Here is a 24,595-nt window from a genome sequence, read left to right as displayed (position 1 = left end):
AAAATCGAACTGCCGATTGGTGATTTTCATAATCAGCAGCCTGCGGGCCGGCGGTAGTATCGGGACACCGCCAAGAATAAAAAGGAAACCCGCCCATGTCGTACTTCCCCGATGTCGAGCCGATTCGTTATGAAGGCCCCGGCAGCGACTCGCCGCTCGCCTTCCGCCATTACGACGCCAACAAGCTGGTGCTCGGCAAACCCATGCGCGAGCACCTGCGCATGGCCGTCTGCTACTGGCATACGTTTGTCTGGCCAGGGTCCGATGTGTTCGGCGCCGGGACCTTCAAGCGCCCATGGCAACACGCCGGGGATCCGCTGGAACTGGCGATCGGCAAGGCCGAGGCGGCGTTCGAGTTTTTCTCCAAGCTGGGCATCGACTACTACTGCTTCCATGACACCGACGTCGCGCCCGAAGGACAATCGCTGAAGGAATACCGCAACAACTTCGCGCAGATGGTCGATCACCTTGAGCGCCATCAGGAACAAAGCGGAATCAAGCTGTTGTGGGGCACCGCCAATTGCTTCAGCAACCCGCGTTTTGCCGCCGGCGCCGCCAGCAACCCGGACCCACAGGTCTTCGCCTGCGCCGCCGCCCAGGTGTTCAGCGCCATGAACGCCACTCAGCGTTTGAAGGGCTCCAACTACGTATTGTGGGGCGGTCGTGAAGGCTATGAAACCCTGCTCAATACCGACCTTGCGCGCGAACGCGAACAGTTGGGCCGCTTCATGCGCATGGTGGTCGAGCACAAGCACAAGATCGGCTTCAAGGGCGACCTGCTGATCGAGCCCAAGCCCCAGGAGCCGACCAAGCACCAATACGATTACGACAGCGCCACCGTGTTCGGCTTCCTGCAACAGTTCGGCCTGGAGAACGAAATCAAGGTCAACATCGAGGCCAACCACGCGACCCTGGCCGGGCACAGTTTCCATCATGAAATCGCCACGGCGGTCTCCCTGGGAATCTTCGGCAGCATCGATGCCAACCGTGGCGATCCGCAGAACGGCTGGGACACCGACCAGTTTCCCAACAGCGTCGAGGAAATGACCCTCGCCACCTATGAAATCCTCAAGGCCGGGGGCTTCGGCAACGGCGGGTTCAACTTCGACTCCAAGGTCCGCCGCCAGAGCGTCGACGACGTCGATCTGTTCCACGGTCATGTTGCCGCCATGGACGTGCTCGCCCTGTCCCTGGAGCGCGCGGCGGCCATGGTGCAGAACGATCAACTGCAGAAATTCAAGGACCAGCGCTACGCCGGCTGGCAACAGCCGTTCGGCAAGGCGGTTCTGGCGGGGGACTTCAGTCTCGAATCACTGGCCGAGCATGCATTCACCAACGAGCTGAATCCGCAGGCCGTCAGCGGTCGGCAGGAGATGCTCGAAAACGTCGTCAACCGGTTCATCTACCCCTGACGGCAGGCAACCTTCGTGGGCGCAGGGAGGTTGTTACATTCGCGCGACAAATCTGCGCCCGAAACGCCAAACAAGTCTCTACAGTTCTACCGGCATCATGTTCATCGTCAGGCAGTGTCTTTCAAAAAACAATAAAAGGACGCACCACCATGAAAACCTTCAAACGTACCCTGCTCGCCGGCGCCCTCGCCCTGCTGTCGCTTCCGGCCATGGCCGACGCGACGAACCCGAAAATCGGTTTTTCCATTGACGACCTGCGCCTGGAGCGCTGGTCGCGCGACCGTGACTACTTTGTCGCGGCGGCGGAAAAACTCGACGCCAAGGTCTACGTGCAATCGGCGGACGCCAACGAGCAGAAGCAGATTTCCCAGATCGAAAACCTCATTTCCCGGGGCGTCGATGTGATCGTCATCGTGCCGTTCAACGCTACCGTGCTGACCAACGCCGTCGCCGAAGCCAAGAAGGCCGGGATCAAGGTGGTGTCCTATGACCGGCTGATCCTCAACGCCGACATCGACGCCTACATTTCCTTCGATAACGAAAAAGTCGGCGAGATGCAGGCCGGCGGTGTCCTGAAGGCAGCGCCGAAGGGTAACTACTTCCTGCTAGGCGGCGCCCCTACGGACAACAACGCCAAGATCCTGCGCGAGGGCCAGATGAAGGTGTTGCAACCGGCCATCGACAAGGGCGACATCAAGATTGTCGGCCAGCAATGGGTGAAGGAATGGAACCCCACCGAAGCCCTGAGCATCGTTGAAAACGCCCTGACCCGGAACAACAACAAGATCGATGGCATCGTCGCGTCCAACGACGCCACCGCCGGCGGCGCCATCCAGGCCCTGGCCGCGCAGAAGCTCGCCGGCAAGGTGCCGATCTCGGGCCAGGACGCCGACCTGGCGGCGGTCAAGCGCGTGATCGACGGCACGCAGACCATGACGGTCTACAAGCCACTGAAATTGATCGCCTCCGAAGCCGCCAAGCTCTCGGTGCAACTGGCGCGCAACGAGAAGCCCACCTACAGCTCGCAGTACGACAACGGCAACAAGAAGGTCGACACCATCCTGCTCACGCCCACCGCACTGACCAAGGACAACATCGACCTGCTGGAAAAGGACGGGTTCTACACCAAGGCGCAGATTGCCGGGCAGTGATCAAAGCGCAGCTCTTTGGTTAAGCAAAAATCCTTGTGGGAGCGAGCCTGCTCGCGAAGACGGCGTCACAGCCGATGATGATGCAGGGTGTGCCGGCCTCTTCGCGAGCAGGCTCGCTCCCACAGGTTTTATGTTGTGTGAGCCCTTTTTTACGAGCCCTCGCCATGTCCGAATACCTGTTGCAAATGAACGGCATCGTCAAGACCTTTGGCGGTGTCAAAGCCCTCAACGGCATCGACATCAAGGTCCGGCCCGGGGAATGTGTCGGCCTGTGCGGTGAAAACGGCGCGGGCAAATCCACGTTGATGAAAGTCCTCTCGGCGGTCTACCCCTATGGCACCTGGGAGGGCGAAATCCTCTGGGACGGCCAGCCGCTGAAAGCCCAATCGATCAGCGAAACCGAGGCCGCCGGGATCGTCATCATCCATCAGGAACTGACACTGGTCCCCGACCTGTCAGTGGCCGAAAACATCTTCATGGGCCACGAGCTGACCCTGCCCGGCGGGCGCATGAACTATCCGGCTATGATCCATCGCGCCGAAGCCCTGATGCGTGAACTCAAAGTGCCGGACATGAACGTCTCGCTGCCGGTCTCGCAGTACGGCGGTGGCTACCAGCAACTGGTCGAGATCGCCAAGGCGCTGAACAAACAGGCGCGCCTGCTGATCCTCGATGAGCCCTCCTCGGCCCTGACCCGCTCGGAAATCGAGGTGCTGCTGGACATCATCCGCGACCTCAAAGCCAAGGGTGTGGCCTGCGTGTATATCTCCCACAAGCTCGATGAAGTGGCGGCGGTGTGCGACACCATTTCCGTCATCCGCGATGGCAAACACATCGCGACCACCGCCATGGCCGACATGGATATCCCGAAAATCATCACGCAGATGGTCGGGCGGGAAATGAGCAACCTCTACCCCACCGAACCCCACGAGATCGGCGAGGTGATTTTCGAGGCGCGCCACATCAGCTGCTACGACGTCGACAACCCCAGGCGCAAACGGGTCGACGATATTTCGTTTGCGCTCAAGCGCGGGGAAATCCTCGGCATCGCCGGGCTGGTGGGCGCCGGTCGCACGGAACTGGTGTCAGCCCTGTTCGGCGCCTACCCCGGACGCCATGAAGGCGAAGTCTGGCTCGACGGCCAGCGGATCGACAGCAGCACACCGCTCAAATCGATCCGCGCCGGCCTGTGCATGGTCCCCGAAGACCGCAAGCGCCAGGGCATCATCCCGGACCTTGGCGTCGGCCAGAACATCACCCTGGCGGTGCTGGAGAACTTCTCGAAGATGACCCGGATCGATGCCGAGGCCGAACTGGGCAGCATCGACCGGGAGATCGCGCGCATGCACTTGAAGACCGCAAGCCCGTTCCTGCCGATCACCAGCCTGTCCGGCGGCAACCAGCAGAAAGCCGTGTTGGCGAAGATGCTCCTGACCAAGCCCCGGGTGTTGATTCTCGACGAACCCACCCGAGGCGTGGACGTCGGCGCCAAGTACGAGATCTACAAGCTGATGGGCGCGCTGGCGGCCGAAGGCGTGTCGATCATCATGGTGTCCTCGGAGCTGGCCGAAGTGCTCGGGGTGTCCGACCGCGTGCTGGTGATTGGCGACGGCCAGTTGCGCGGCGATTTCGTCAATCGTGAACTGACCCAGGAGCAGGTGCTTGCGGCCGCGCTCAGCCATCCCGAAGCCCCTGACAACAATGATCGGAAATCCGCGTAGATGAATCAGGTCAAACAAGTGTTCACCCGCTACAAAATGCTCGCCCTGGTGATTGCCGTGGCAGTCATCTGGCTGTTCTTCAGCTGGCAGACCGAGGGCGGATTCCTGACTCCGCGCAACCTCTCCAACCTGCTGCGGCAGATGTCCATCACCGGAATCCTGGCCTGCGGCATGGTGCTGGTGATCATCAGCGGCGAGATCGACCTGTCGGTGGGCTCGCTGCTGGGCTTGCTCGGCGGGCTCGCGGCGATTCTCGATGTGGTCTATCACATTCCGCTACTGGCGAACCTGAGCCTGGTCGCCCTGTGCGGACTGGTCATCGGCCTCGCCAACGGCTACATGACCGCCTACCTGCGCATCCCCTCGTTCATCGTCGGCTTGGGCGGCATGCTGGCGTTTCGCGGAATTCTGCTGGGCATCACCGGCGGCACCACCATCGCCCCGGTATCGCCGGAGCTGGTTTATGTCGGCCAGGGTTATCTGCCCCATGCGGTCGGCACGGGCCTTGGCGTGGTGCTGTTTGCCCTGACGTTGTTCCTGACCTGGAAACAACGCCGCAATCGCGCCTTGCACGGCCTGGCCGCCCATTCATTGGTGCGCGACGTGGTGCGGGTGGTGTTGATCGGCGCAGTGCTCGCCGGCTTCGTCTACACGCTGAACAGCTACGACGGGATTCCGGTTCCGGTGCTGCTGCTGTTGGTCCTGCTGGGGGTGTTCAGCTACGTGACCAGCCAGACCGTGTTCGGCCGGCGCGTCTATTCCGTGGGCAGCAACATGGAAGCCACCCGCCTGTCCGGCATCAACGTGCAGGCGGTGAAACTCTGGATCTTCGGCATCATGGGCGTGATGTGCGCCCTCGCCGGCATGGTCAACACCGCGCGCCTGGCGGCCGGCTCCCCCTCGGCCGGCAACATGGGCGAACTGGACGCCATCGCTGCCTGTTTCATCGGCGGCACCTCCATGCGCGGCGGCTCCGGGACGGTCTACGGTGCGCTGCTCGGCGCGCTGGTCATCACCAGCCTGGACAACGGCATGTCGATGCTCGACGTCGACAGCTACTGGCAGATGATTGTCAAAGGCAGCATCCTGGTCCTGGCCGTCTGGGTAGACGTCAGCACCCGCACTGGACGACGTTGATGGCCGCCCCTTGGGTGATTGATCACGACTCGTGTGCAACGCCTTCACTTTTGCCCGCTTGATGCTTTCAGGGCGGGGCATATGCTGTTCACAGCAAGCCCCGCCAGGACAAGAAGCGCGCGAAAATGAACAGCCCGAGAACGCTTTATCAGAAACATATCGACAGCCATACCGTTTGCCCGCTGGATGATCAGGGCCACGTGCTGCTGTATATCGACCGTCAGGTCGCCAACGAATACACCAGCCCGCAAGCGTTCAGCGGCCTGCGCGAAGCCCACCGCAGCGTCTGGCGCCCCAGCGCGACCCTCGCGGTGGTTGACCACGTCAACCCGACCACGCCTCAACGCATCGCGGCCATGCCGGATGCGGGCGGCGCCCGGCAGGTGTCCTACTTTGCCGAAAACTGCCGAGACTTCGGCATCGAACTGTTGGATGTGCTGGACAAGCGCCAGGGCATCGAGCACGTCGTCGCGCCCGAGCAAGGCTTCATCCTGCCGGGCATGGTCATCGCCGCCGGCGACAGCCATACCACTACCTACGGTGCGCTCGGGGCGTTCGGTTTCGGCATCGGCACTTCTGAAATCGAACATTTGCTGGCCACCCAGACGCTGGTCTACAAGCGCCTGAAAACCCTGCGCGTCACGGTCGATGGCGCCCTCGGCGCGGGCGTCACCGCCAAGGACGTCATCATGGCGCTGATCGAAAAAATCGGCGCCTCGGGCGCTACGGGCTACGCAATCGAATTCACCGGCCCGGTCATCAGCGCACTGAGCGTCGAAGCGCGGATGACCATCTGCAACATGGCCGTGGAAGCGGGTGCGAGAGGCGCCTTCATGGCGCCGGATGACAAGGTTTTCGCCTACCTGCAAAGCAAACCCCGTGCGCCTCGGGGCGAGTTGTGGGAACAGGCCGTGGCCAAGTGGCGAGACTTGCGCAGCGATGAGGGCGCGGTATTCGATCGGGAAGTGAGCCTCGATGTCGCTGCGCTGGAGCCGATGGTGACCTGGGGCACCAGCCCCGACCAGGCAGCGCCGATTGGCGGCCAGGTACCGGATCCGGCGGCGCAGCCCGACCCGATCCTACGCCAGGGCCTGCAGCGGGCGCTGGACTACATGGGGCTGACGCCAGGGATGCCCCTTGGCGAAGTGGAGATCAGCCATGCCTTCATCGGCTCCTGCACCAATGCGCGCATCGAAGACCTGCGCGACGCGGCACGGGTCGTCCGCGGCAAGCGGGTCGCGGCCCATGTGCGGGCGATGATCGTGCCCGGCTCCACCGCGGTGCGCGACCAGGCCGAAGAGGAAGGACTGGCTGCGATCTTCCGCGACGCCGGTTTCGAATGGCGCCAGTCCGGCTGCTCGATGTGCCTGGCGATGAACGACGACGTGCTTGCACCAGGCGATCGCTGCGCATCCAGCACCAATCGCAATTTCGAAGGACGCCAGGGCGCAGGCGCGCGCACTCACCTGATGAGTCCGGCCATGGTGGCCGCCGCCGCGATAACCGGTCGCCTGACTGATGTTCGCTCACTGCTCCCGGAGGCCTGAAGATGCAACCCTTTGACACCGTAACCGGCATCGCCGCCCCGCTGCTGGCCGCCAACATCGACACCGACGTCATCATGCCCAAGCAGTTCCTCAAGGGCATTGACCGCCAGGGGCTGGACCGGGGCCTGTTCTTTGACCTGAAATGGCGCGAGCCCGGCGTTGCCAATCCGGATTTCGTGCTCAATCAACCTGGCTGGCGCGATGCGACCTTCCTGGTGGTGGGCGAAAACTTCGGCTGTGGCTCAAGCCGTGAGCATGCGGTCTGGGGCTTGAAGCAGGTAGGGATCAGGGCGCTGATCGGTACGAGTTTCGCCGGGATCTTCTACGACAATTGCCAGCGAAACGGGGTGCTGCTGATTGAGCTTGCCGAGGTCCAGTGGAAAAAGATTGCCGAACTCGTTGGCCACGCGGAAACGGCCGCTATCAGCGTCAACCTTCCCGAGCAGCGCATTGAGCTGGCGGACGGCAGCGTTTTGGCGTTCGAGATTGACGGACTGCGCAAGGAGTCGTTGCTGCTGGGGTTGGATGCCATTGGCGCAACGCTCCAGCGTGCCGAGCAGATTCGCCGGTTCGAGCGTCGGCATCTGGCCGAGAATCCTTGGTTGTAGGGGTTGGGTTTGACCTGGTTTGGTAGGTTCGGGCTTCCACACTGATTCCATGTGGGCTGTGAAATCTGCGCCTGTCGAAAATCCAATGTGGGAGCGAGCCTGCTCGCGAAGGCGGCGTGTCAGTCAGTGAAGATTTTGAGTGAGCTGGCCCTTTCGCGAGCAGGCTCGCTCCCACAGGGGTTCCGTGTATACCGTGAGGTCTGTGTCTGTCGAAAATCCAATGTGGGAGCGAGCCTGCTCGCGATGGCGGCGTGTCAGCCACTGGAGATGTTGAATGGGCTGGCCCCTTCGCGAGCAGGCTCGCTCCCACAGGGGTTCCGTGTATACCGTGAGGTCTGTACCTGTCGAAAATCCAATGTGGGAGCGAGCCTGCTCGCGAAGGCGGCGTCTCAGCCACCGAAGATATTGGATGGGCTGGCCCCTTCGCGAGCAGGCTCGCTCCCACAGGGGTTCCGTGTATACCGTGAGGTCTGTGCCTGTCGAAAATCCAATGTGGGAGCGAGCCTGCTCGCGAAGGCGGCGTCTCAGCCACCGAAGATGTTGGATGGGCTGGCCCCTTCGCGAGCAGGCTCGCTCCCACAGGGGTTCCGTGTATACCGTGAGGTCTGTACCTGTCGAAATCCAATGTGGGAGCGAGCCTGCTCGCGAAGGCGGCGTGTCAGCCGCTGAAGATGTTGGTTAGGCTGGCCCCTCCGCGAGCAGGCTCGCTCCCACAGGGGTTCCGTGTATACCGTGAGGTCTGTGCCTGTCGAAATCCAATGTGGGAGCGAGCCTGCTCGCGAAGGCGGCGTGTCAGCCACTGAAGATGTTGGATGGGCTGGCCCCTTCGCGAGCAGGCTCGCTCCCACAGGGGGTCCGTGTATATCGTGAGGTCTGTGTCTGTCGAATATTACAGTGTGGGAGCGAGCCTGCTCGCGAAGGCGGCGTGTCAGCCGCTGAAGATGTTGGATGGGCTGGCCCCTTCGCGAGCAGGCTCGCTCCCACAGGGGTTGCGTGTATACCGTGAGGTCTGTGCCTGTCGAAAATCCAATGTGGGAGCGAGCCTGCTCGCGAAGGCGGCGTCTCAGCCACCGAAGATGTTGGATGGGCTGGCCCCTTCGCGAGCAGGCTCGCTCCCACAGAGGACGCCACTACGTCTAACCAACCGACAAATCCCGGAAGCACTCCTCGAGAAACTCGACACATACCCGCAATTTGGCCGACTGGCTGAGCCGGGTCGGGTATACGGCCCAGACATTGGCGCTTTGCGAATAGTCTGGCAGCACCTGGATCAGCCGCCCTTGCTCCAGCAGCGGCTTGACGTCCCACATCGAGCGCAGCAGGATCCCGCCGCCGCTCAACGCCCACTCCAGAACGATCTCGCCACTGTTGGATGATAACGGGCCGCCGACACGTACCGTTGCCTCCTCGCCATCCCGGGTCAGCGTCCATAGGCCGAACGCGTTATTGCGCTCTTTGAGCACCAGGCAATCATGAGCGTCAAGCTCTTCCAGCGAATGCGGGATGCCCCGCCGTTGCAGATACTCCGGACTTGCGCAGAGTATCCGCCGATTGCTCGCCAGCTTGCGCCCCAGGTGTTGGTCCGGCAGGTCATCACCGACGCGGATCTCCAGGTCGAAGCCTTCGCCGACGATATCGACGACGCGGTCGAATACGTCCAGGCGGATGTCGAGCCGGGGGTACGCCTGCGACAGTTTGCCGATGGCCGGTGCGACGTGGTTGCGACCAAAACCGAAACTGCTGCAGATGTGCAGAGCGCCGCTGGGCTGATGTCGCGCCTGGGCGATTTCACCGACAAATTCCTCGAAATCCCCCAACAGCTTTTCGGCCCAGACTCGCACACGCTCGCCATCGTCGGTCAGGGCGATACGCCGGGTAGTACGGTGCAGCAGGCGCGTGGCGAGCGTCGCTTCCAGTACCGAAATGCGCTTGCTGATATAGGCCGGTGAATAACCCAGCGCTTGCGCGGCACTGGCAAAGCCGTTTTTTCGAATGACGGTGAGAAAGACCTTCAGGTCCTCCGGTAATGGAAACTGATCACGACTCGTGTTCATAAGCCCCACGGCAGCGCTATTCTTCGCGGATTTTGCGAAGAATAGCATCGATCCCGCCCGGCTCAACCGCCGTATTTATTCATCAGCTTCAGTGTTACCCCGTTCGTCCAGCCGAAGCCGTCCTGCAGTTCGTATTCGCCGCCCCCACCGCCGTCGCCCTGTCCGGACATGTCGTACTTCTCGACCAATTTGTCCTCTTTGAGATAAAGGTCTTGGACCTGCTTCAGAAAGCGGCTGCCTATTTCCCGGGCCAGTTCCGTTTGTCCGTAGCGGTCCAATCCTTCGACCGCCACCCATTGCAACGGCGCCCAGCCATTGGGCTCGTCCCACTGCTGGCCGTTATTGACCTGGGTGGTGGCGATGCCGCCCGGACGCAACAAACCTCGACGCACCGCATCGGCGGCACGATCGGCGCGTTCGGCAGAGGCCAGTCCGGTGTAGAGCGGGAACAGCGTTGCGGCAGTCAATCCCGGCCGTTGCCGGTTCTGCTGCCAGTCGTAGTCCACGTAATAACCACCCTCGGCGTTCCACAAGTGCGTCTCGATGGCGCGCTGGCGTTGCTCGGCACGTTGCCCATAGGCCTGGACGCAAGGCATATTCGCCACCGTCTCACAGGCCTTGGCGATGGTGCGCTCCAGGTGGAACATCAGGCTGTTCAGGTCCACCGGCACAATCGACGTGGTGCGGATGGTCGCCAGGTTCTTGCCGTCCCCCAGCCAGCGGGAGCTGAAATCCCAGCCGCTTTCGGCCCCGGCGCGCAAGTCGCGCCAGACCTCCTCCTTGGGTCGCTGGGGCGCCTGTTCGGCGGTCTTCGTGTCTTGCAGCCATGACTCCTGCCGAGGCGTAGCGCTGGCATCCCAATAACGGTTGACCACACTGCCATCGGCGAGCTTGACGACATGCTGCACCGCCTCACCCGCCTTGAGGGCCTGCGCGCCGTCCATCCAGTAGGCATATTCCTTTTGCAACTGGGGAAGGTAGCGCCCATAGGCCTGCTCGCCTTCGATGTGCGCCTGCAACTCGACCATGTAAGCAAAGAACGGTGGCTGCGAGCGGCTCAGGTAGTAGCTGCGGTTGCCATTGGGGATATGGCCGTAGGTGTCGATCATGTAGGCAAAATTGTCGGTCATCTGGCGAACCTGCGCCTTGTCGCCGCTTTGCTCCAGACCGAGCATGGTGAAATACGAGTCCCAGTAATACATTTCGCGGAAACGTCCGCCCGGGACTACATACGGTTGCGGCAACGGCAGCAGGCTGCTGTAGGGCGGCACCTGGGTGTAGGTTCGGCTGAGCACGGGCCAGAGATTATCGATGTGCTCCTTGATCGGCGCCCCCGGTTCGGGAGCAGGACTTTCAGCCTGGCCGGATTCGATGAAGTTGTCTTTTATGAAGGCATCGAGATCGAAGTCGGCGCCCTCCCGACGGGCCAGGTAATCGGCACGGATCTTCGCCGGGTCACGCTTGGGCAACGCATCGACAAAATGCTTCTGGTCGGTGAACACCTGCTGACGCTGCACGGCTTCGAACAGCTCGGGGTACATCTGGTCGGGCGGCTGATTGGCCCGGTCCCGGGCGTCAGCATAACCCCACATGGCGGGATGTTGGCTTGAACAGGCCGTGCACAGCACGGCAGCGAGAGACAGGCTGGGGAAATACAGTGGTCGCATCGGCGGCTCCATCATTTGTCGTTCCTGACCAACGAGTGACAGAACGAGGTGGAGCGCGGTTCACTCGAAATGCCTTTCCTCACCTCGACGGAACCCCTGCCTGACCCCTGCTCTCTATGGCAGGACCAACAGGACGGAGGTGTTGATCATGATTGCCCCAGCAACCGGCATGCGGCACGGTGAGCGTTACGCCGTTAAAAGCATCGAGCGCGCGCCTCACTTCCCAGGTTTCTTCCTTGATGGAAAGTATTACCTGGGCCCTGAATTGAATACGGCGGTGGGCTGGCTGGAAGGCCAGACATTCCTCTACGACCAGCTCGACCCCGAGGGCGAGCCGGTGTACCCCGGCAGAGTCGCCGGCACCATTGAGGATCTGACGCTGGTAATGGCCGATGGCGTGCGCCTGCAGTTGACCCCCTTGCAGCCCGATATCGACCGGCCCACGGGCCCCGCCGCTACCGCTGCTCAGACCCAATCGCATCCCTTGGCTGAAAAACTCGTGGTCATCACCGGGGCGTCCAGCGGAATCGGTCGTGCCACCGCTCTGGCGTTTGCCCGGCAACGGGCGCGCCTGGTGCTGGCGGCACGTGATCGCGAGGCGCTCGCTGAAGTTGTCGACGAATGCCAGGCCCAGGGCGCCGCCGCATTGGCGGTGTGCACCGACGTCACCCGCAGCGAACAGATGCAGGCGCTAGCCGCCGAGGCCGCCGCGTTTGGCGACGGGCGCATCGATATCTGGATCAACAATGCCGGCGTCGGCGCGGTGGGCAGTTTCGAGCAAACGCCGCTTGAGGTACATGAACAGGTCCTGCAAACCGACCTGCTCGGCTACCTGCGGGGCGCCTATGTGGCATGGCCCTATTTCAAGGCGCAGAAGCGTGGAATCCTGATCAACACCCTGTCGCTGGGCAGTTGGGTCGCCCAGCCCTATGCCGCTGCCTACTCGGCAAGCAAATACGGCTTGCGCGGCTTGTCCGAAGCCTTGCGCGGTGAACTCGGCGAATACCGGGACATCCATGTCTGCGACATCTACCCCGCCGTCATCGACACGCCGGGCTTTCGCGACGGCGCCAATTACACCGGCCATGCGCTCAAGCCACCGCCTCCCGTCTACGACCCGCAGCGGGTTGCCGAAGCGATGGTCAGCTGTGCGCTCAACCCCAAGCCCAGCACGACCGTGGGCAGCGCGGCGGTACTGGCGAGGGTCGCGCATTTCCTGGTGCCCGGTTTCCCGCAACTGTCCGGCTGGTTGACGCGTCTGGGCCTGAACCGCAGCCCGGCGTTGGCGTCATCCTCGGGCAACCTGTTCAACCCGCCCAGCGGGCCGCGTAAAATCGAAGGCGGCTGGCGCAAGCCTGCGCGACGACCATCGCCCGTGCTGGTGGCGGGCGCGGCGCTGTTGCTTGGCGGTTGCCTGGTGGCATTGGGTCGGGAGCGTGACCGCAGGTGACCGCACAGCGAGGCGCTCGGGTCAGTCCTGCGCCGAGCGGAACGCTTCGACTTTGAGCCCGAACCGGCTCATCTTGTTGTACAGCCCGCCCCGGGACACATTCAACTGTCGGGCGGCCAGGCGGATATTGCCGCGTGTGTCCCGCAGGGCGGCGATGATCGCATTCATTTCGTGCGTGCCCAGATCGAGGGCCGCCCTGGGTTCAGGAGTAGCTTGGCGGGCCGAGGGCCGCCCGCCCTGCCTGATTTCCAGGGCCAGGTCATTCGCCTGGATGAGCTCCGTGGTTGCCAGGTTGGTCGCGCGCTCGATGACGTTTTCCAGCTCACGGACGTTCCCCGGCCAATGATAGGCATCGAGAACCTCCAGCGCCTGTGGTGACAGGTCACGTATCGGCTTTCGCAGCGACCGGGCACACCGCGCGAGGAAATGCCGCGCCAGCAAGGGCACGTCCTCCCGCCGCATCCGCAGCGGCGGCACCGTCAGGCTCAGCACGTTGAGGCGGTAATAAAGGTCCTCGCGAAAAGCGCCGTCGGCGACGGCCTGGCTCAGGTTGCGGTGAGTGGCGGCAATGATGCGCACGTTGACCCGCAGCGATTTTTTCGCCCCCACCCGCGTCACTTCGCCTTCCTGCAGGACGCGCAGCAAGCTGACCTGCGCATCAAAGGCCATGTCACCGATCTCGTCGAGGAAGATCGTCCCGCCATCGGCCAGTTCGAATCTGCCCGCCGAGCCACCGCGAGCCGATCCGGTGAACGCACCTTCGACATGGCCGAACAGTTCGCTCTGCACCAGATCCCGGGGAATGGCCCCGCAATTGACCGCCACGAACGGACCGCCACTGCGTTCGCTGGCGTTATGGATGGCCTGGGCAAACAGCTCCTTTCCGGTGCCACTCTCACCGAGAATCAGCGTGGTCGAGTCACTGCGACTGGCGATCCGGCCCAGTTGCAAGGCGTCCTGAATCGCCCGTGAACGACCCTGGATGATCTCGAAGGTGTAGCTGGCCTGGGTGCCGATGAGGCGCCGGGTAATCTCCCGAATGCGCCGATTCTCGCGCAACGAAACGATACGACCGCCCTGCTCCAGAGGGCAGACAGATACCAGGCAGGCCAGATGACTGCGGTCATGCAGCTCGAAGGTGCAATCCAGGTCCCTTGCCCCTTCGCCATCCCCTCGCAGGATCACGCCGCTCTGCTCGGTCTGCCCAAGGCTTTGGAACGGCTTGCCCAACCAGTCATGGTCGACGCGGAACAATTGCCGGGCGTAATGGTTGAGAGCCTTGATGCAACCTGTTTCATCGAGTACCACCAAGCCCTCGTTGAGCACTTCAAGGACTGTCTGTTGTTCTTCCAGCAGTGCCTGCAGCGCCATTTGCCGGGAGACCGCTTCAGCCGCGGCCTGGACGGTGCCCAGGGTATGGAAGTGAAACCAGCCGGGCTCGGCGGTCAGGGTCAGCATCGCCAGGGTCCGGCCATGAGCATCGCGGATAGGCGCGGCGGCACAATGCATACGCCGCTGGCGCAGGCCTATGCCGAAATTTTCCTCGGCCAGCACATACACCAGCCGGTCTTCAACCAGCGCCAGCCCGGTGCAATTGGTGCCCTGCACCGATTCGAGCAATCGGCTGCCGATGGGCGTGAGGTCCAGCCCGCAGAAATACAGGGTCGTGCCTTCGGCATCGGTCAGGTTGATATGCCCGTTGGGGTTGTAGGCGAGCAAGCCGCGCATGACCTGTGCGGCGGCGGCAATCAACAGGCGATTCGCCGTCAGCGTGGCGGTCAGCTCGGCGGGCGCGACAAAACGGTACTCGCCGTCCTCCGGATCCAGCCCGGAATCGACGCTGCGCCGCCAGGAATTCCAGATCACTTGCCTGACACCGGCGGGACGCTCGGTGCTGGCGTTCAGGCATGCTCGCCAGGCCTCTTCCAGCGCAGCGTTTGATCCTCCATTCAACGACGCGGGGCCGAGGGCAGTCAGATAGTCCCGGTCTTCAACGCTCAGGGCCATGGGTTGTGCATTCATTGTCGGCTCTATGTTCAGGTTTTCGACATGTCAGTGTAGACATGTCCACGAAATGAACATTCCTCTTTCAAAACCTCAGAAATAAACCTTTAAATTCAGCACGTTGAATATTGGCACAGCAGTTGCTCCCTGCTGTACGGCGACACCGGCGTTTCGGCCAGCGCGTCGCGAACAACAATAAAAGGGAGTCATTTCATGAGCACTTCGAAAACCATCCGCCTGGGTCTCATCGGCGCTGGCCGCATGGGCAGTTTTCACGGCCTGACCGCCGCCCGGCACATCCCCGGCGCCTGCCTCGCCGCCATCGCCGACCCTACTCCCGGCCAGGCCGCGCGCCTGGCGGCGGAGCTGGATGTGCGCAAGACCTACGCCGACCCGCAGCAACTGCTGGACGACCCGGACATCGACGCCGTGCTGATCGCCGCCCCGGCACGCAGCCATGCCGAGCTGGTGATCAGCGCGGCCCGGGCCGGCAAAGGGGTGTTCTGTGAAAAACCCATGGCGATCACGCTGGACGAAGCCGACCGCGCCATCGCCGCCGCTGCCGATGCCCGGGTGACGCTCCAGGTCGGTTTCAACCGGCGCTTCGCCAGGAGTTTCCGCACAGCTCATCTGGACGTGGTCGCCGGCCGGATCGGCACACCCCAACTGCTGCGCTCGCTGACCCGCGACCCGGCGCTGAACAACCCCGCCGCCTCGCCGCAATGGGTGATCTTCCTGGAAACGCTGATCCATGACTTCGATACCCTGCGCTACCTGAATCCGGGCGCCGAGGCGGTCGAGGTGTTCGTGATGGCCGATGCCTTGATTGCACCCGCCTACAAAGAGAAAGGTTTCCTCGACACGGCAGTGGTCACGATCCGTTTCGACAATGGCGCCATTGCCAGCGCGGAGGCCAACTTCCAGGCCGTCTATGGCTACGACGTCCGGGGCGAAGTGTTCGGCAGTGCCGGCATGCTGACCATGGGCAGCGTCAACGACTCCGACTTGCTGCGGTATCTGGCCAATGGGGTCCAGGCCGATACCCAACGCCTGGACACCGACTTGCTGCGTGATGCGTACGTGGCCGAGCTCAATCACTTCGTCAGTTGCGTGCGCAGCGGCGAGAAACCGCTGGCCAGCGGTGAAGATGCCCGGGCCGCCCTGGCCATTGCACGGGCGTGCATCGAGTCCTTCCAGCAGGGTAAAGCGGTACGTGTGCAAGGAGCCTCGTCATGAGTTTCATCCCCTTCAAACTGGCGGTCAGCGCCGAGATGGTCTTTCTTGACCTGCCCTTTGTCGAACGGGTCAAACGCATCCACGCGCAGGGTTTCAGCGTCGAGATATGGAACTGGACGAGCAAGGACATCCAGGCCCTCGCGGCGACTGGCGCGGATTTCACCTCGATGACCGGTTACATCTCGGGCAACCTGACCGATCCCGAGGCCGTCCGGCAACTGCTCGACAGCGCCGGGGAATCCTTGGCCGTCGCAGCCCGGTTGAACTGCCCGAGCCTGAACCTGCACGGCACCGGCCTGGGTGATCTGGGCTTGCCGGTCAAACCGGTAGCCCGAACCACCGGACGCATGTGGTTGAGCGCCTGCAAGACCCTGGAAAAGATCGCCCGCCTGGGCGAAGACGCCGGCCGGGTATTCCTGCTGGAAAATCTCAACACCGAAGTCGACCATCCCGGCACACCGTTCGCCCGCGCCGACGATACCCTGGCGCTGATCGAAGCCGTAGGCAGCCCGCACCTGAGAATGAACCTGGACCTTTATCACGCGCAAATCGGCGAAGGAAACCTGATCGAGCTGATCCAGCGCGCCGGTGACGCCATCGGCGAAATCCAGGTCGCCGATGTTCCGGGTCGCATGGAGCCCGGCACCGGTGAAATTCACTATCCGGCCATTGCCCGGGCGCTGTTCGGCATGGGATACAGCGGTGTCGTCGGCCTTGAAGGCTGGGCCAGCGGTGACAGCGAAACAGCACTGGAGCGTTTCAGACAGGCTTTCACCCTGGAGGGGTGAGCGCCTCGCGGACGCCAGACGCGCGGCAAAATTTCCATCACTTGATGACGTTCACTCCATAACAACAAAAGGAAAACCATCATGCGTCGTTGCACACTGCTTTTCGCCACATTGCTGGTGCTGTTCAGCCAATGGGCCTCCGCCGATTATCGCATCGGTGTCAGCATCGCCAGGGTTGACGACAACTTCATGACCTACGTGCGTAACGGCCTGGACGAGGCCGCCAGAAAGGAGAACGTCCAGATCCAGTTCGAGGATGCCCAGGGCGACGTGGTCCGCCAGCTCAATCAGGTCCAGGGCTTCATCAACCAGAAAGTCGATGCGGTCATTGTCCTGCCGGTAGACACTTCCGCCACGGCCAACATCACCCGCGCCGCCGTCGAAGCCAAGACGCCGCTGGTCTACGTCAATCGCCACCCGGACGAGCGCACCATGCCCAAAGGCGTGGTCACGGTGGCGTCCAATGACATCGAGGCCGGCCAACTGCAGATGCGCTACCTGGCGGAAAAACTCGGCGGCAAGGGCAACCTCGCGATCATCATGGGCGACCTCGCGCAAAACGCTACCCATGACCGCACCGAAGGAGTCAAGCAGGTGCTCAAGGACTTCCCCGAGATCAGGATCGTCGAGCAGCAGAGCGCCGAATGGCAACGCAGCAAAGGGATGGACCTGACCAGCAACTGGCTGCTCGCCGGCAGCCGTTTCGATGCCATCGTCGCCAACAATGACGAGATGGCCATCGGTGCGGCCATGGCTTTGCAGCAAGCCGGCAAAGCCAAGGGCGAGATTTCGATTGTCGGCATCGACGGTTTGCCTGATGGCCTGGCGGCGATCAAACGCGGGATGCTGGTCGCCTCGGTATTCCAGGACCCCAAGGCCCAGGCGACCAGCGCGGTGCAGGCGGCGCTCAAGATGATCAAGGGCGAGCCGGTTGAACCGGAAATCTGGGTACCGTTCCAGTTGATCAAGCCTGAGCAACTGGCGGTGTTTGAGCAGCGCTACAAATAGAGCCTTTTTGCCTTGACGCCTCTGATGATGATCGTCATATTACGATCATCATAAGCGCCTGGAAAAGGGGATGGGCATGGAAACCGGAAATGCATCCGCGATAGCGGTCTCGCCGTCGCACGCATCAAGCCAACCCCTGACCGGTCGAGTCGTGGCGCTGCTCGCAGGCCTCGCGGCGATCGGCATGCTCTCCACCAACATCATCCTCCCCGCGTTCCCGGTCATTGGCGATGACTTGGGCGTGACCGCCCGCGAACTGGGCCTGACGCTCTCCAGCTACTTCGTCACCTTTGCCCTGGGCCAGTTGGTGGTCGGGCCGCTGGCCGATCGTTATGGGCGCAAGAAACTGGTGCTGGGCGGATTGTCGGTGTTCATGGTCGGGACCGTCATCGCAGGGCTCGCCACCACGCTCGATGTCATGATCGCCGGACGCATCGTCCAGGCATTGGGCGTGTGCGCTGCCTCGGTGCTGTCGCGCGCCATCGCTCGGGATCTGTTCGAAGGCGAGACGTTGGCCCGCGCCCTGTCGCTGACCATGGTCGCCACCGCCGCCGCGCCGGGTTTTTCACCGCTGGCCGGCAGCCTCCTGACCGTCACGCTCGGCTGGCGCGCCATCTTCATCCTGGTGGGATTGGCCGCCGTGGTGCTGGCGTTTTTTTATGTTCGTGATCTTGGTGAAACCCATCCCGCCGATCGCCGGGCGCCGCACTCCACCGGCAGCGTCGTGCGCGCTTACGCAAGGCTGATGGCAGACAAGCGCTTTATCCTCCCCGCCCTGTCGATGAGCCTGCTGCTGAGCGGCTTGTTCGCTTCTTTCGCGGCCGCCCCGGCGATCCTGATGAAAGGCATCGGCCTGACGTCAGTGCAAGCCGGCCTGTATTTCGCCTCGACGGTGTTCGTCGTGTTCGCCGCCGGCATGGCGGCCCCGCGCCTGGCGCACCGCTACGGCACGCGCACCATCGCCTTGCTGGGCATTGCCTGCGCCATGCTCGGCGGTGGCCTGCTCGTGGTCGGGCCGGCTGACCCAGGCCTGGGCTGGTATGCCGTCTCGATGGTGACGTTTCTCTGGGGCATGGGCCTGGCGAACCCGCTGGGCACCGCCATCACCATGGGGCCTTTCGGCAAGGAGGCCGGCATGGCCTCGGCGTTGCTGGGATTCTTGTCCATGGGCGCGGCGGCGCTGACCACCTGGCTGGCCTCCGTATTGAGCTTTTCGCCCATTACCACGCTGGGCGCGATCCAGGCGTTGACCTGCCTGATCGCGCTGCTGTTGTTCTTCTTGCGCCGCTGAGCCGACGTCAGTCTTCCCAGCGACGGAACAGCACGCTGGCGTTGACGCCACCAAAGCCGAACCCATTCGACAGCGCGTGGGTGATCGGCATCTTCCGCGACTTCAGGCCAACCAGATCGAGCCCGCTGGCCGCCTCATCCGGATGAAGCAGATTGAGCGTCGGCGGCACGATCTGGTCACGAAGCGCGAGCACGGCGAAGATGGCTTCGATGCCTCCGGCGGCGCCCAACAGATGCCCGGTGGCGGATTTTGTCGAGGTGATCGCCACACCGGAGTCCACGCCGAACACCGCGCGAATCGCCGCCAGCTCTCCCGCGTCGCCAACCTGGGTGGAGGTCGCGTGAGCATTGATGTGCTGCACCTCGGCGGGGCTGATACCGGCCTGGCGCAGCGCCTGTTCCATGGCGCGGCGGGCACCGTTGCCATCCTCCGGTCCTGCGGTCAGGTGATAGGCGTCGGCGCTGGTGCCATAACCTACCAGCTCGGCCAGGGGCTTGGCGCCACGCGCCAACGCATGCTCCAGCGACTCGATCACCAGCAAACCGGCGCCTTCGGCCATGACAAAACCGTCGCGATCACGATCAAACGGCCGCGAGGCCTCTTGCGGGCGCTCGGCGAACCCGGTAGACAGCGCGCGAGCTGCCGCGAAACAGCCCAGTGTCACGCGGTCTATCGCCGCCTCGGTACCACCGCAGATGGCAATGTCCGCCTCGCCACTCCTGATCAGCCTGGCCGCATCGCCGATAGCCTGTACGCCGGCGGCGCAAGCCGTGACGGGTGCGCCCAGCGGCCCTTTGAACGCATGCCGGATCGACACCTGCCCGGCCGCCATGTTGGCCAGGAAAGCCGGCGCGGTGAACGGCGACAAACGACGCGGGCCACGGCTGTCAGTAGTGCGCACGGCATCGGCAATCGTGGCGAAACCACCCACGCCCGAGGAAATGATCGTGGCGGTCCGCTCCTGATCGATGGCCTCGACGGGATGCCAGCCGGCCTGCTCCAGGGCTTCGTGAGCCGCCACCAGGGCGAACTCGATGAAGCGGTCCATCTTCTTGCGATCCTTGGGCGCGATGAGGCGCTCCGGGTCGTAGCCGGCAACGCCGTCCTCTTCAAGGGTCGGCACCTGCCCACCCACCGCGACGCCGGTGCCTTCGGTGACGTCGACGGACAGATTGCGAATGCCGGAATGCCCGGCCAACAATCGCTGCCACACCTCATCCACGACGCAACCCAGCGGCCCGACCATGCCCACACCGGTGACGACGATTCGTTTCAGACCTTGGTGATTTTTCATGCTGCCCTCTTCGTCTCGGGACGGATCTTGAACCAGATGGAATACATCGCCGGCAGGAATACCAGCGTCATGATGGTGCCGACGAACGTGCCACCGATCAGGGTGTAGGCCAGCGTTCCCCAGAACACCGAATGGGTCAGCGGAATGAACGCCAGGATCGCCGCCAGCGCCGTGAGCAGCACCGGCCTGGCTCGCTGCACCGTGGCTTCGATCACCGCGTGGAACGGATCGAGGCCTTCATTGGCGTTGTGATGGATCTGCCCGATCAGGATCAACGTATTGCGCATCAGGATGCCCGACAGCGCGATCAGCCCGACCAGCGCATTGATGCCGAACGGCTGATTGAAGATCAGCAGCGTCGGCACCACGCCAATCAAGCCCAGCGGCGCGGTAAGGAAGACCATGATCATCGCCGAGACCGAACGCACTTGCAGGATGATGATCAGCAGCGTCATGGCGACCATGATCGGCACCAGCGGCACGATGGCCTTGCCGGCCTTGCCCGACTCCTCGATGGCGCCCGCCTGCTCGATCCGGTAGCCGCTGGGCAATCTGTCGATCAACGGCTGCAGCTGCTTGATGATTGCGCTGGAGACATCCGGAGGTTGCAGGCCTTCGGCGATGTCGCCGCGCACGGTCATGGTCGGGGTGCGATCACGTCGGCGCAGGATCGGGTCCTCCATGCGCACATCGACTTCGCCCACCTGGGACAGCGGAATCCGCTGGCCCGTCGCGCCCACCAGGGTAAAGCCGTCTATTTTCGCGGGGTCGAGGCGGATATCGCCGGCAGCGCGGCCGACCACCTGCACCGAGCGGATGTCCTCGCGGACCGCCGTGATCGGCACGCCCGTGAGCAGGAACTGCAGTTGCTGGGCGACTGCGCTGGACGTCAGCCCCACCGCCTGCAAGCGGTCCTGGTCGAGGTTGAAATGCAGCGTCGGCGCCAGCGGACCCCAATCGGTGTTGACGGTCCTCATCAGTGGGCTTGCCTGCATGATGCCCTCAACCTGGCTGGCGATCTCGCGCAGTTTCGCCGGATCCGGCCCCATCACCCGATAGGCCACGGGAAACGGCGAATACGGGCCGAACACCAGTTGGGTCACCCGCACCCGCGCCTCCGGTGCAAGGCCTTCGGCAACCGCTTCACGCAGACGGAACTTGAGGGCTTCGCGCGCCTCCTGGCTGTCGGTCAGGACCACGATCTTGGCGAAGGACGGGTCGGGAAGTTCCGGCGCCATCGCCAGGTAGAAACGCGGCGCGCCTTGACCGATGTAAGCGGTGACGATCTTCGCCTCTTCCTGCTGTTGCAGCCAGGCTTCGACCTTGGCGGTGGTGGCGCTGGTCTGCTCGATGGATGTGCCATAAGGCATCTGCACTTCCACCAGCACCTCTGGGCGGTCCGAGGTCGGGAAGAACTGTTTCTTCACCAGGCCCATGCCCACAATCGCCACGAAGAACGTTGCGATCACCGTCCCGGCCACCCACCACTTGCGTGCGATGACGCGGGTCAGTATCTGGCGGAAGCGGTTGTAATGGCGGGTGTTGTAGATGGCCGCGTGACCACCCTCGACCTGCTTGATGTCGGGCAGCAGCTTGACACCCAGATACGGCGTGAACGCCACCGCGACCACCCAGGAAGCGATCAGCGCAATGCCGACGATCCAGAACATGTTGCTGGTGTACTCGCCGGCGGTCGATTGGGAGAAGCCATTGGGCATGAAGCCGATGGCGGTCACCAGGGTGCCGGAAAGCATCGGCGCGGCCGTGTGGCTCCAGGCATAGGCGGAGGCCTTGATCCGGTCGCAGCCCTCCTCCATCTTCACCACCATCATTTCAATCGCGATGATGGCGTCATCCACCAGCAGCCCGAGCGCCAGGATCAGCGACCCCAAGGTAATGCGGTCGAAGTTCTTGCCGGTGGCGGCCATGACCACGAACACCACCGCCAGGGTCAGCGGCACCGCCGCCGCGACCACCACCCCGACGCGCCAGCCCATGCTCAGGAAGCAGACAAGCATCACCACCAGCAGCGCGACGAAGAACTTGACCATGAACTCGCCGACGGCCGAGTCGATGTTCACCGATTGGTCGGTGACCTTGGTCAGCGTCATGCCCAGTGGCATGCCCGCATTGATATTGCTGGTTTCCACATCCAGCGCTTTGCCCAGGTCGAGGCCGTTCCAGCCCTCGCGCATGATCACGCCAAGCAACAGCGCCTCTTCGCCGCCGTTGCGCACCAGGAATGTGGCCGGGTCTTCGTAGCCGCGCTCGACGGTCGCCACGTCCGACAGTTTCAGCGAGCGACCTTGTAGCACCACCGGTGTATCGCGAATCTTCTGCAACTTGTCGAAGGCGCCGTCCAGGCGCAGGAAGACCTGCGGCCCGACGGTTTCGATCGACCCTGCTGGCGTGAGCATGTTCTGGCCGTTGAGGGCGGCAAAGATTTCCTGCGGCGAAACCCCCAGGGTCGCCAACCGATCATGGGAAAAGGACACAAAAATCCGTTCGGCCTGCTCGCCAATGATGTTGACCTTTTTTACGCCCGGCACGTGCAGCAGCCGTTGGCGCAACGCCTCGGCGTCACGCACCAGCAATCGCTGCGGCTCGCCTTTGGCTTTCAGGGCGAACAGCGCAAAGGTCACGTCGGAAAACTCGTCGTTGACCATCGGCCCGATGACACCGGCCGGCAGCTTGATGGCTTCGTCAGCGAGCTTCTTGCGCGCCTGGTAGAACTCCTCCTGGACCTCGGACGGCGGCGTGCGGTCGACCAGCGACACCATGGTGAACGCGAGCCCCGGGCGCGTATAGGTTTCCGTGCGGTCGTACCACTTCAATTCCTGCAGGCGTTTTTCCAGCGGCTCGGCGACCTGGTCCTGCATCTCCTGGGCCGTCGCCCCTGGCCAGGCGGTGATGACGGTAAGTTGCTTGACGGTGAACGGCGGATCTTCCGCGCGGCCCAGCTGGAAGAACGCCAGGACACCCGCGACAGCAATCAGGAACAACAGGAACACCGTGATCGAGCGCTCGCGAACGGCGAGCGCCGAGAGATTGAAGCTCATGGGCGATTCTCCGCAACCTGCACATCGCCCGGTTGAGCCAGCCTCACCTCTTCACCATCGCGTAGCAGATGCGCGCCAAGCCCGACGATCCGCTCGCCGACTTTCAGCTCGCCCGAGACTTGCGCAGTGTCGTCGCTCAGGCCCAGCAGCTGGACCGGACGCCAGGAAACTTTTGCCGGTTCACCGGCGATCACCCAGACGCCCGCGCCTTTGCCCGGGTCGTGCAGCGCGGCGATCGGCACTTGCAGCGCCTGCCCCAACCGGGTGCCCGGACTGATCCGCAGCGTCACCGTCGAACCTAGCGGGGCATTGGCCAGCGCGCCCTCCAACACATAACGTGCCTCGAAGGTGCGTGTCACCCGATCGGCGGAATCCGACAGCCACCTGAGCTTGGCGTTAACCGTCGCGGCGGCGTTGCCATAAAGGCTCGCCTGCGCGGTTGCGCCGGGGCCGGGCCGCAGGGTCTCGGGCAACTGCACAGCGGCTTCGCGCTGGCCTGCACGCGCCAGTCGCACGACGATTTGGCCAGGGGTGACGACTTGTCCGGGCTCGGCCAGGGTCTCCATCACCACGCCATCGGCGTCGGCCAGCAGCACCGCATAACCGGAGGCATTACGCGCTACGTCAGCCTGCGCCTGGGCGGCGCTGAGTTGCGCTTTCGCGGTGTCGGCGGCGGCCTTGATCTGGTCGTAGCCCGAGGCGGAAACAGCGCCCGCAGCGACCAGGTCGCGATACCGCGCCTCGTCATCCGCGGTCTGCCGGGCCCGTGCCCGGGCCGCGGCGACGGCCTCCTGCTGCGCGCGTGCCTGCAAGCCGAGATCGATGGGATCAAGGCGCATGAGTGGCTGGCCCCGCTTGACGGTCTGGCCAGTGTCGACCAGACGTTCGAGCACCTTGCCCGAGACCCGGAAACCCAAATCGCTCTGGACGCGGGCGGTCACCACGCCGGTGAAGGCGCGCGAGGTATCGGACGCCGCCGATACCTCGGACACCCGCACCAACGGCGCCAGCGTGCGCGGATCCTTGGGGGTGGAGGACTCGCCGCACGCCGTCAGGACGAGCGGCAACAAGCAAGCGGCAATGGTGACAGGTCGGCGCCGGAGCATAGGGTCCCTTACTTGAACGCTAGGATGGAAGACGCATTCTCAATGCTTGTGACCTTTTCTGT

General features: G+C 63.2%; 17 protein-coding genes. 11 read left to right on the top strand and 6 right to left on the bottom strand.

Going from position 1 to position 24,595, the window contains the following annotated elements:
• Positions 1-95 precede the first annotated feature (95 nt).
• The 6 genes from xylA (at position 96) to leuD (ending at position 7,576) form a co-directional block, all read left to right on the top strand.
• A complete protein-coding gene (gene xylA, locus M1E16_RS12160) occupies positions 96-1,412 on the top strand; it encodes a xylose isomerase (RefSeq protein WP_434568678.1) in 1,317 nt (438 codons plus the stop codon).
• Between the two features lie 149 nt (positions 1,413-1,561).
• The gene (xylF, locus tag M1E16_RS12155; RefSeq protein ID WP_458130054.1) at positions 1,562-2,563 is read left to right on the top strand and encodes a D-xylose ABC transporter substrate-binding protein; all 1,002 of its coding nucleotides are present in this window, start codon (positions 1,562-1,564) and stop codon (positions 2,561-2,563) included.
• A 164-nt stretch (positions 2,564-2,727) separates the two neighbouring features.
• Positions 2,728-4,284 carry a D-xylose ABC transporter ATP-binding protein gene (gene xylG, locus M1E16_RS12150; protein ID WP_458130053.1) on the top strand — a complete coding sequence of 519 codons (1,557 nt, stop codon included), beginning with the start codon at positions 2,728-2,730 and terminating at the stop codon, positions 4,282-4,284.
• Positions 4,285-5,421 carry a sugar ABC transporter permease gene (locus tag M1E16_RS12145; RefSeq protein ID WP_434568680.1) on the top strand — a complete coding sequence of 379 codons (1,137 nt, stop codon included), beginning with the start codon at positions 4,285-4,287 and terminating at the stop codon, positions 5,419-5,421. It abuts the gene before it with no gap.
• 125 nt (positions 5,422-5,546) lie between these two features.
• Positions 5,547-6,968, top strand: a complete 1,422-nt coding sequence (leuC, locus tag M1E16_RS12140) for a 3-isopropylmalate dehydratase large subunit (protein WP_458130052.1) — start codon at positions 5,547-5,549, stop codon at positions 6,966-6,968.
• 2 nt (positions 6,969-6,970) lie between these two features.
• Positions 6,971-7,576: a 3-isopropylmalate dehydratase small subunit gene (gene leuD / locus M1E16_RS12135; RefSeq protein WP_458130051.1), complete on the top strand. Its 606-nt coding sequence runs from the start codon at positions 6,971-6,973 to the stop codon at positions 7,574-7,576.
• A gap of 1,136 nt (positions 7,577-8,712) precedes the next feature.
• Here the strand turns inward: leuD and M1E16_RS12130 are convergent.
• Entirely contained in the window at positions 8,713-9,630 is a 918-nt protein-coding gene (locus tag M1E16_RS12130; protein ID WP_458130050.1) for a LysR substrate-binding domain-containing protein, read from the bottom strand.
• A gap of 62 nt (positions 9,631-9,692) precedes the next feature.
• The gene (gene treA / locus M1E16_RS12125; RefSeq protein ID WP_458130049.1) at positions 9,693-11,297 is read right to left on the bottom strand and encodes an alpha,alpha-trehalase TreA; all 1,605 of its coding nucleotides are present in this window, start codon (positions 11,295-11,297) and stop codon (positions 9,693-9,695) included.
• A gap of 148 nt (positions 11,298-11,445) precedes the next feature.
• Here treA and M1E16_RS12120 point away from each other — a divergent pair, with 148 nt between their 5' ends.
• Positions 11,446-12,747: an SDR family oxidoreductase gene (locus M1E16_RS12120; protein WP_458130048.1), complete on the top strand. Its 1,302-nt coding sequence runs from the start codon at positions 11,446-11,448 to the stop codon at positions 12,745-12,747.
• Positions 12,748-12,768: 21 nt separating this feature from the next.
• On the opposite strand, the gene M1E16_RS12115 is transcribed toward M1E16_RS12120, so the two are convergent.
• On the bottom strand, positions 12,769-14,769 hold the full coding sequence (locus M1E16_RS12115; protein ID WP_458130047.1) for a sigma-54-dependent Fis family transcriptional regulator: 2,001 nt from the start codon (positions 14,767-14,769) through the stop codon (positions 12,769-12,771).
• Between the two features lie 195 nt (positions 14,770-14,964).
• On the opposite strand from M1E16_RS12115, the gene M1E16_RS12110 reads away from it, so the two are divergent.
• From M1E16_RS12110 to M1E16_RS12095, 4 genes are all read left to right on the top strand, one after another.
• Positions 14,965-15,987 carry a Gfo/Idh/MocA family oxidoreductase gene (locus M1E16_RS12110; protein WP_458130046.1) on the top strand — a complete coding sequence of 341 codons (1,023 nt, stop codon included), beginning with the start codon at positions 14,965-14,967 and terminating at the stop codon, positions 15,985-15,987.
• Positions 15,984-16,775, top strand: a complete 792-nt coding sequence (locus tag M1E16_RS12105) for a TIM barrel protein (protein WP_458130045.1) — start codon at positions 15,984-15,986, stop codon at positions 16,773-16,775. Before M1E16_RS12110 ends, M1E16_RS12105 begins: the two co-directional genes overlap by 4 nt.
• An 81-nt stretch (positions 16,776-16,856) precedes the next feature.
• The gene (locus M1E16_RS12100; protein ID WP_458130044.1) at positions 16,857-17,783 is read left to right on the top strand and encodes a sugar ABC transporter substrate-binding protein; all 927 of its coding nucleotides are present in this window, start codon (positions 16,857-16,859) and stop codon (positions 17,781-17,783) included.
• Between the two features lie 76 nt (positions 17,784-17,859).
• Positions 17,860-19,074, top strand: coding sequence for a multidrug effflux MFS transporter (locus M1E16_RS12095; protein ID WP_458130043.1), 1,215 nt, complete (start codon positions 17,860-17,862; stop codon positions 19,072-19,074).
• A gap of 7 nt (positions 19,075-19,081) precedes the next feature.
• On the opposite strand, the gene fabF is transcribed toward M1E16_RS12095, so the two are convergent.
• Genes fabF through M1E16_RS12080 form a run of 3 tightly spaced genes read right to left on the bottom strand, consistent with a single transcriptional unit; the run spans position 19,082 to position 24,533 of the window.
• Positions 19,082-20,368: a beta-ketoacyl-ACP synthase II gene (gene fabF / locus M1E16_RS12090; RefSeq protein ID WP_458130042.1), complete on the bottom strand. Its 1,287-nt coding sequence runs from the start codon at positions 20,366-20,368 to the stop codon at positions 19,082-19,084.
• A complete protein-coding gene (locus tag M1E16_RS12085; RefSeq protein WP_458130041.1) occupies positions 20,365-23,427 on the bottom strand; it encodes an efflux RND transporter permease subunit in 3,063 nt (1,020 codons plus the stop codon). The genes fabF and M1E16_RS12085 overlap by 4 nt, the downstream gene beginning before the upstream one ends.
• The gene (locus M1E16_RS12080; protein ID WP_458130040.1) at positions 23,424-24,533 is read right to left on the bottom strand and encodes an efflux RND transporter periplasmic adaptor subunit; all 1,110 of its coding nucleotides are present in this window, start codon (positions 24,531-24,533) and stop codon (positions 23,424-23,426) included. Before M1E16_RS12080 ends, M1E16_RS12085 begins: the two co-directional genes overlap by 4 nt.
• Positions 24,534-24,595 lie beyond the last annotated feature (62 nt).

The sequence above is a fragment of the Pseudomonas sp. Z2-11 genome, assembly GCF_054161305.1.
The sequence above is the reverse complement of the archived record's forward strand: the minus strand, read 5'-3'. Positions and strand labels throughout refer to the sequence as shown.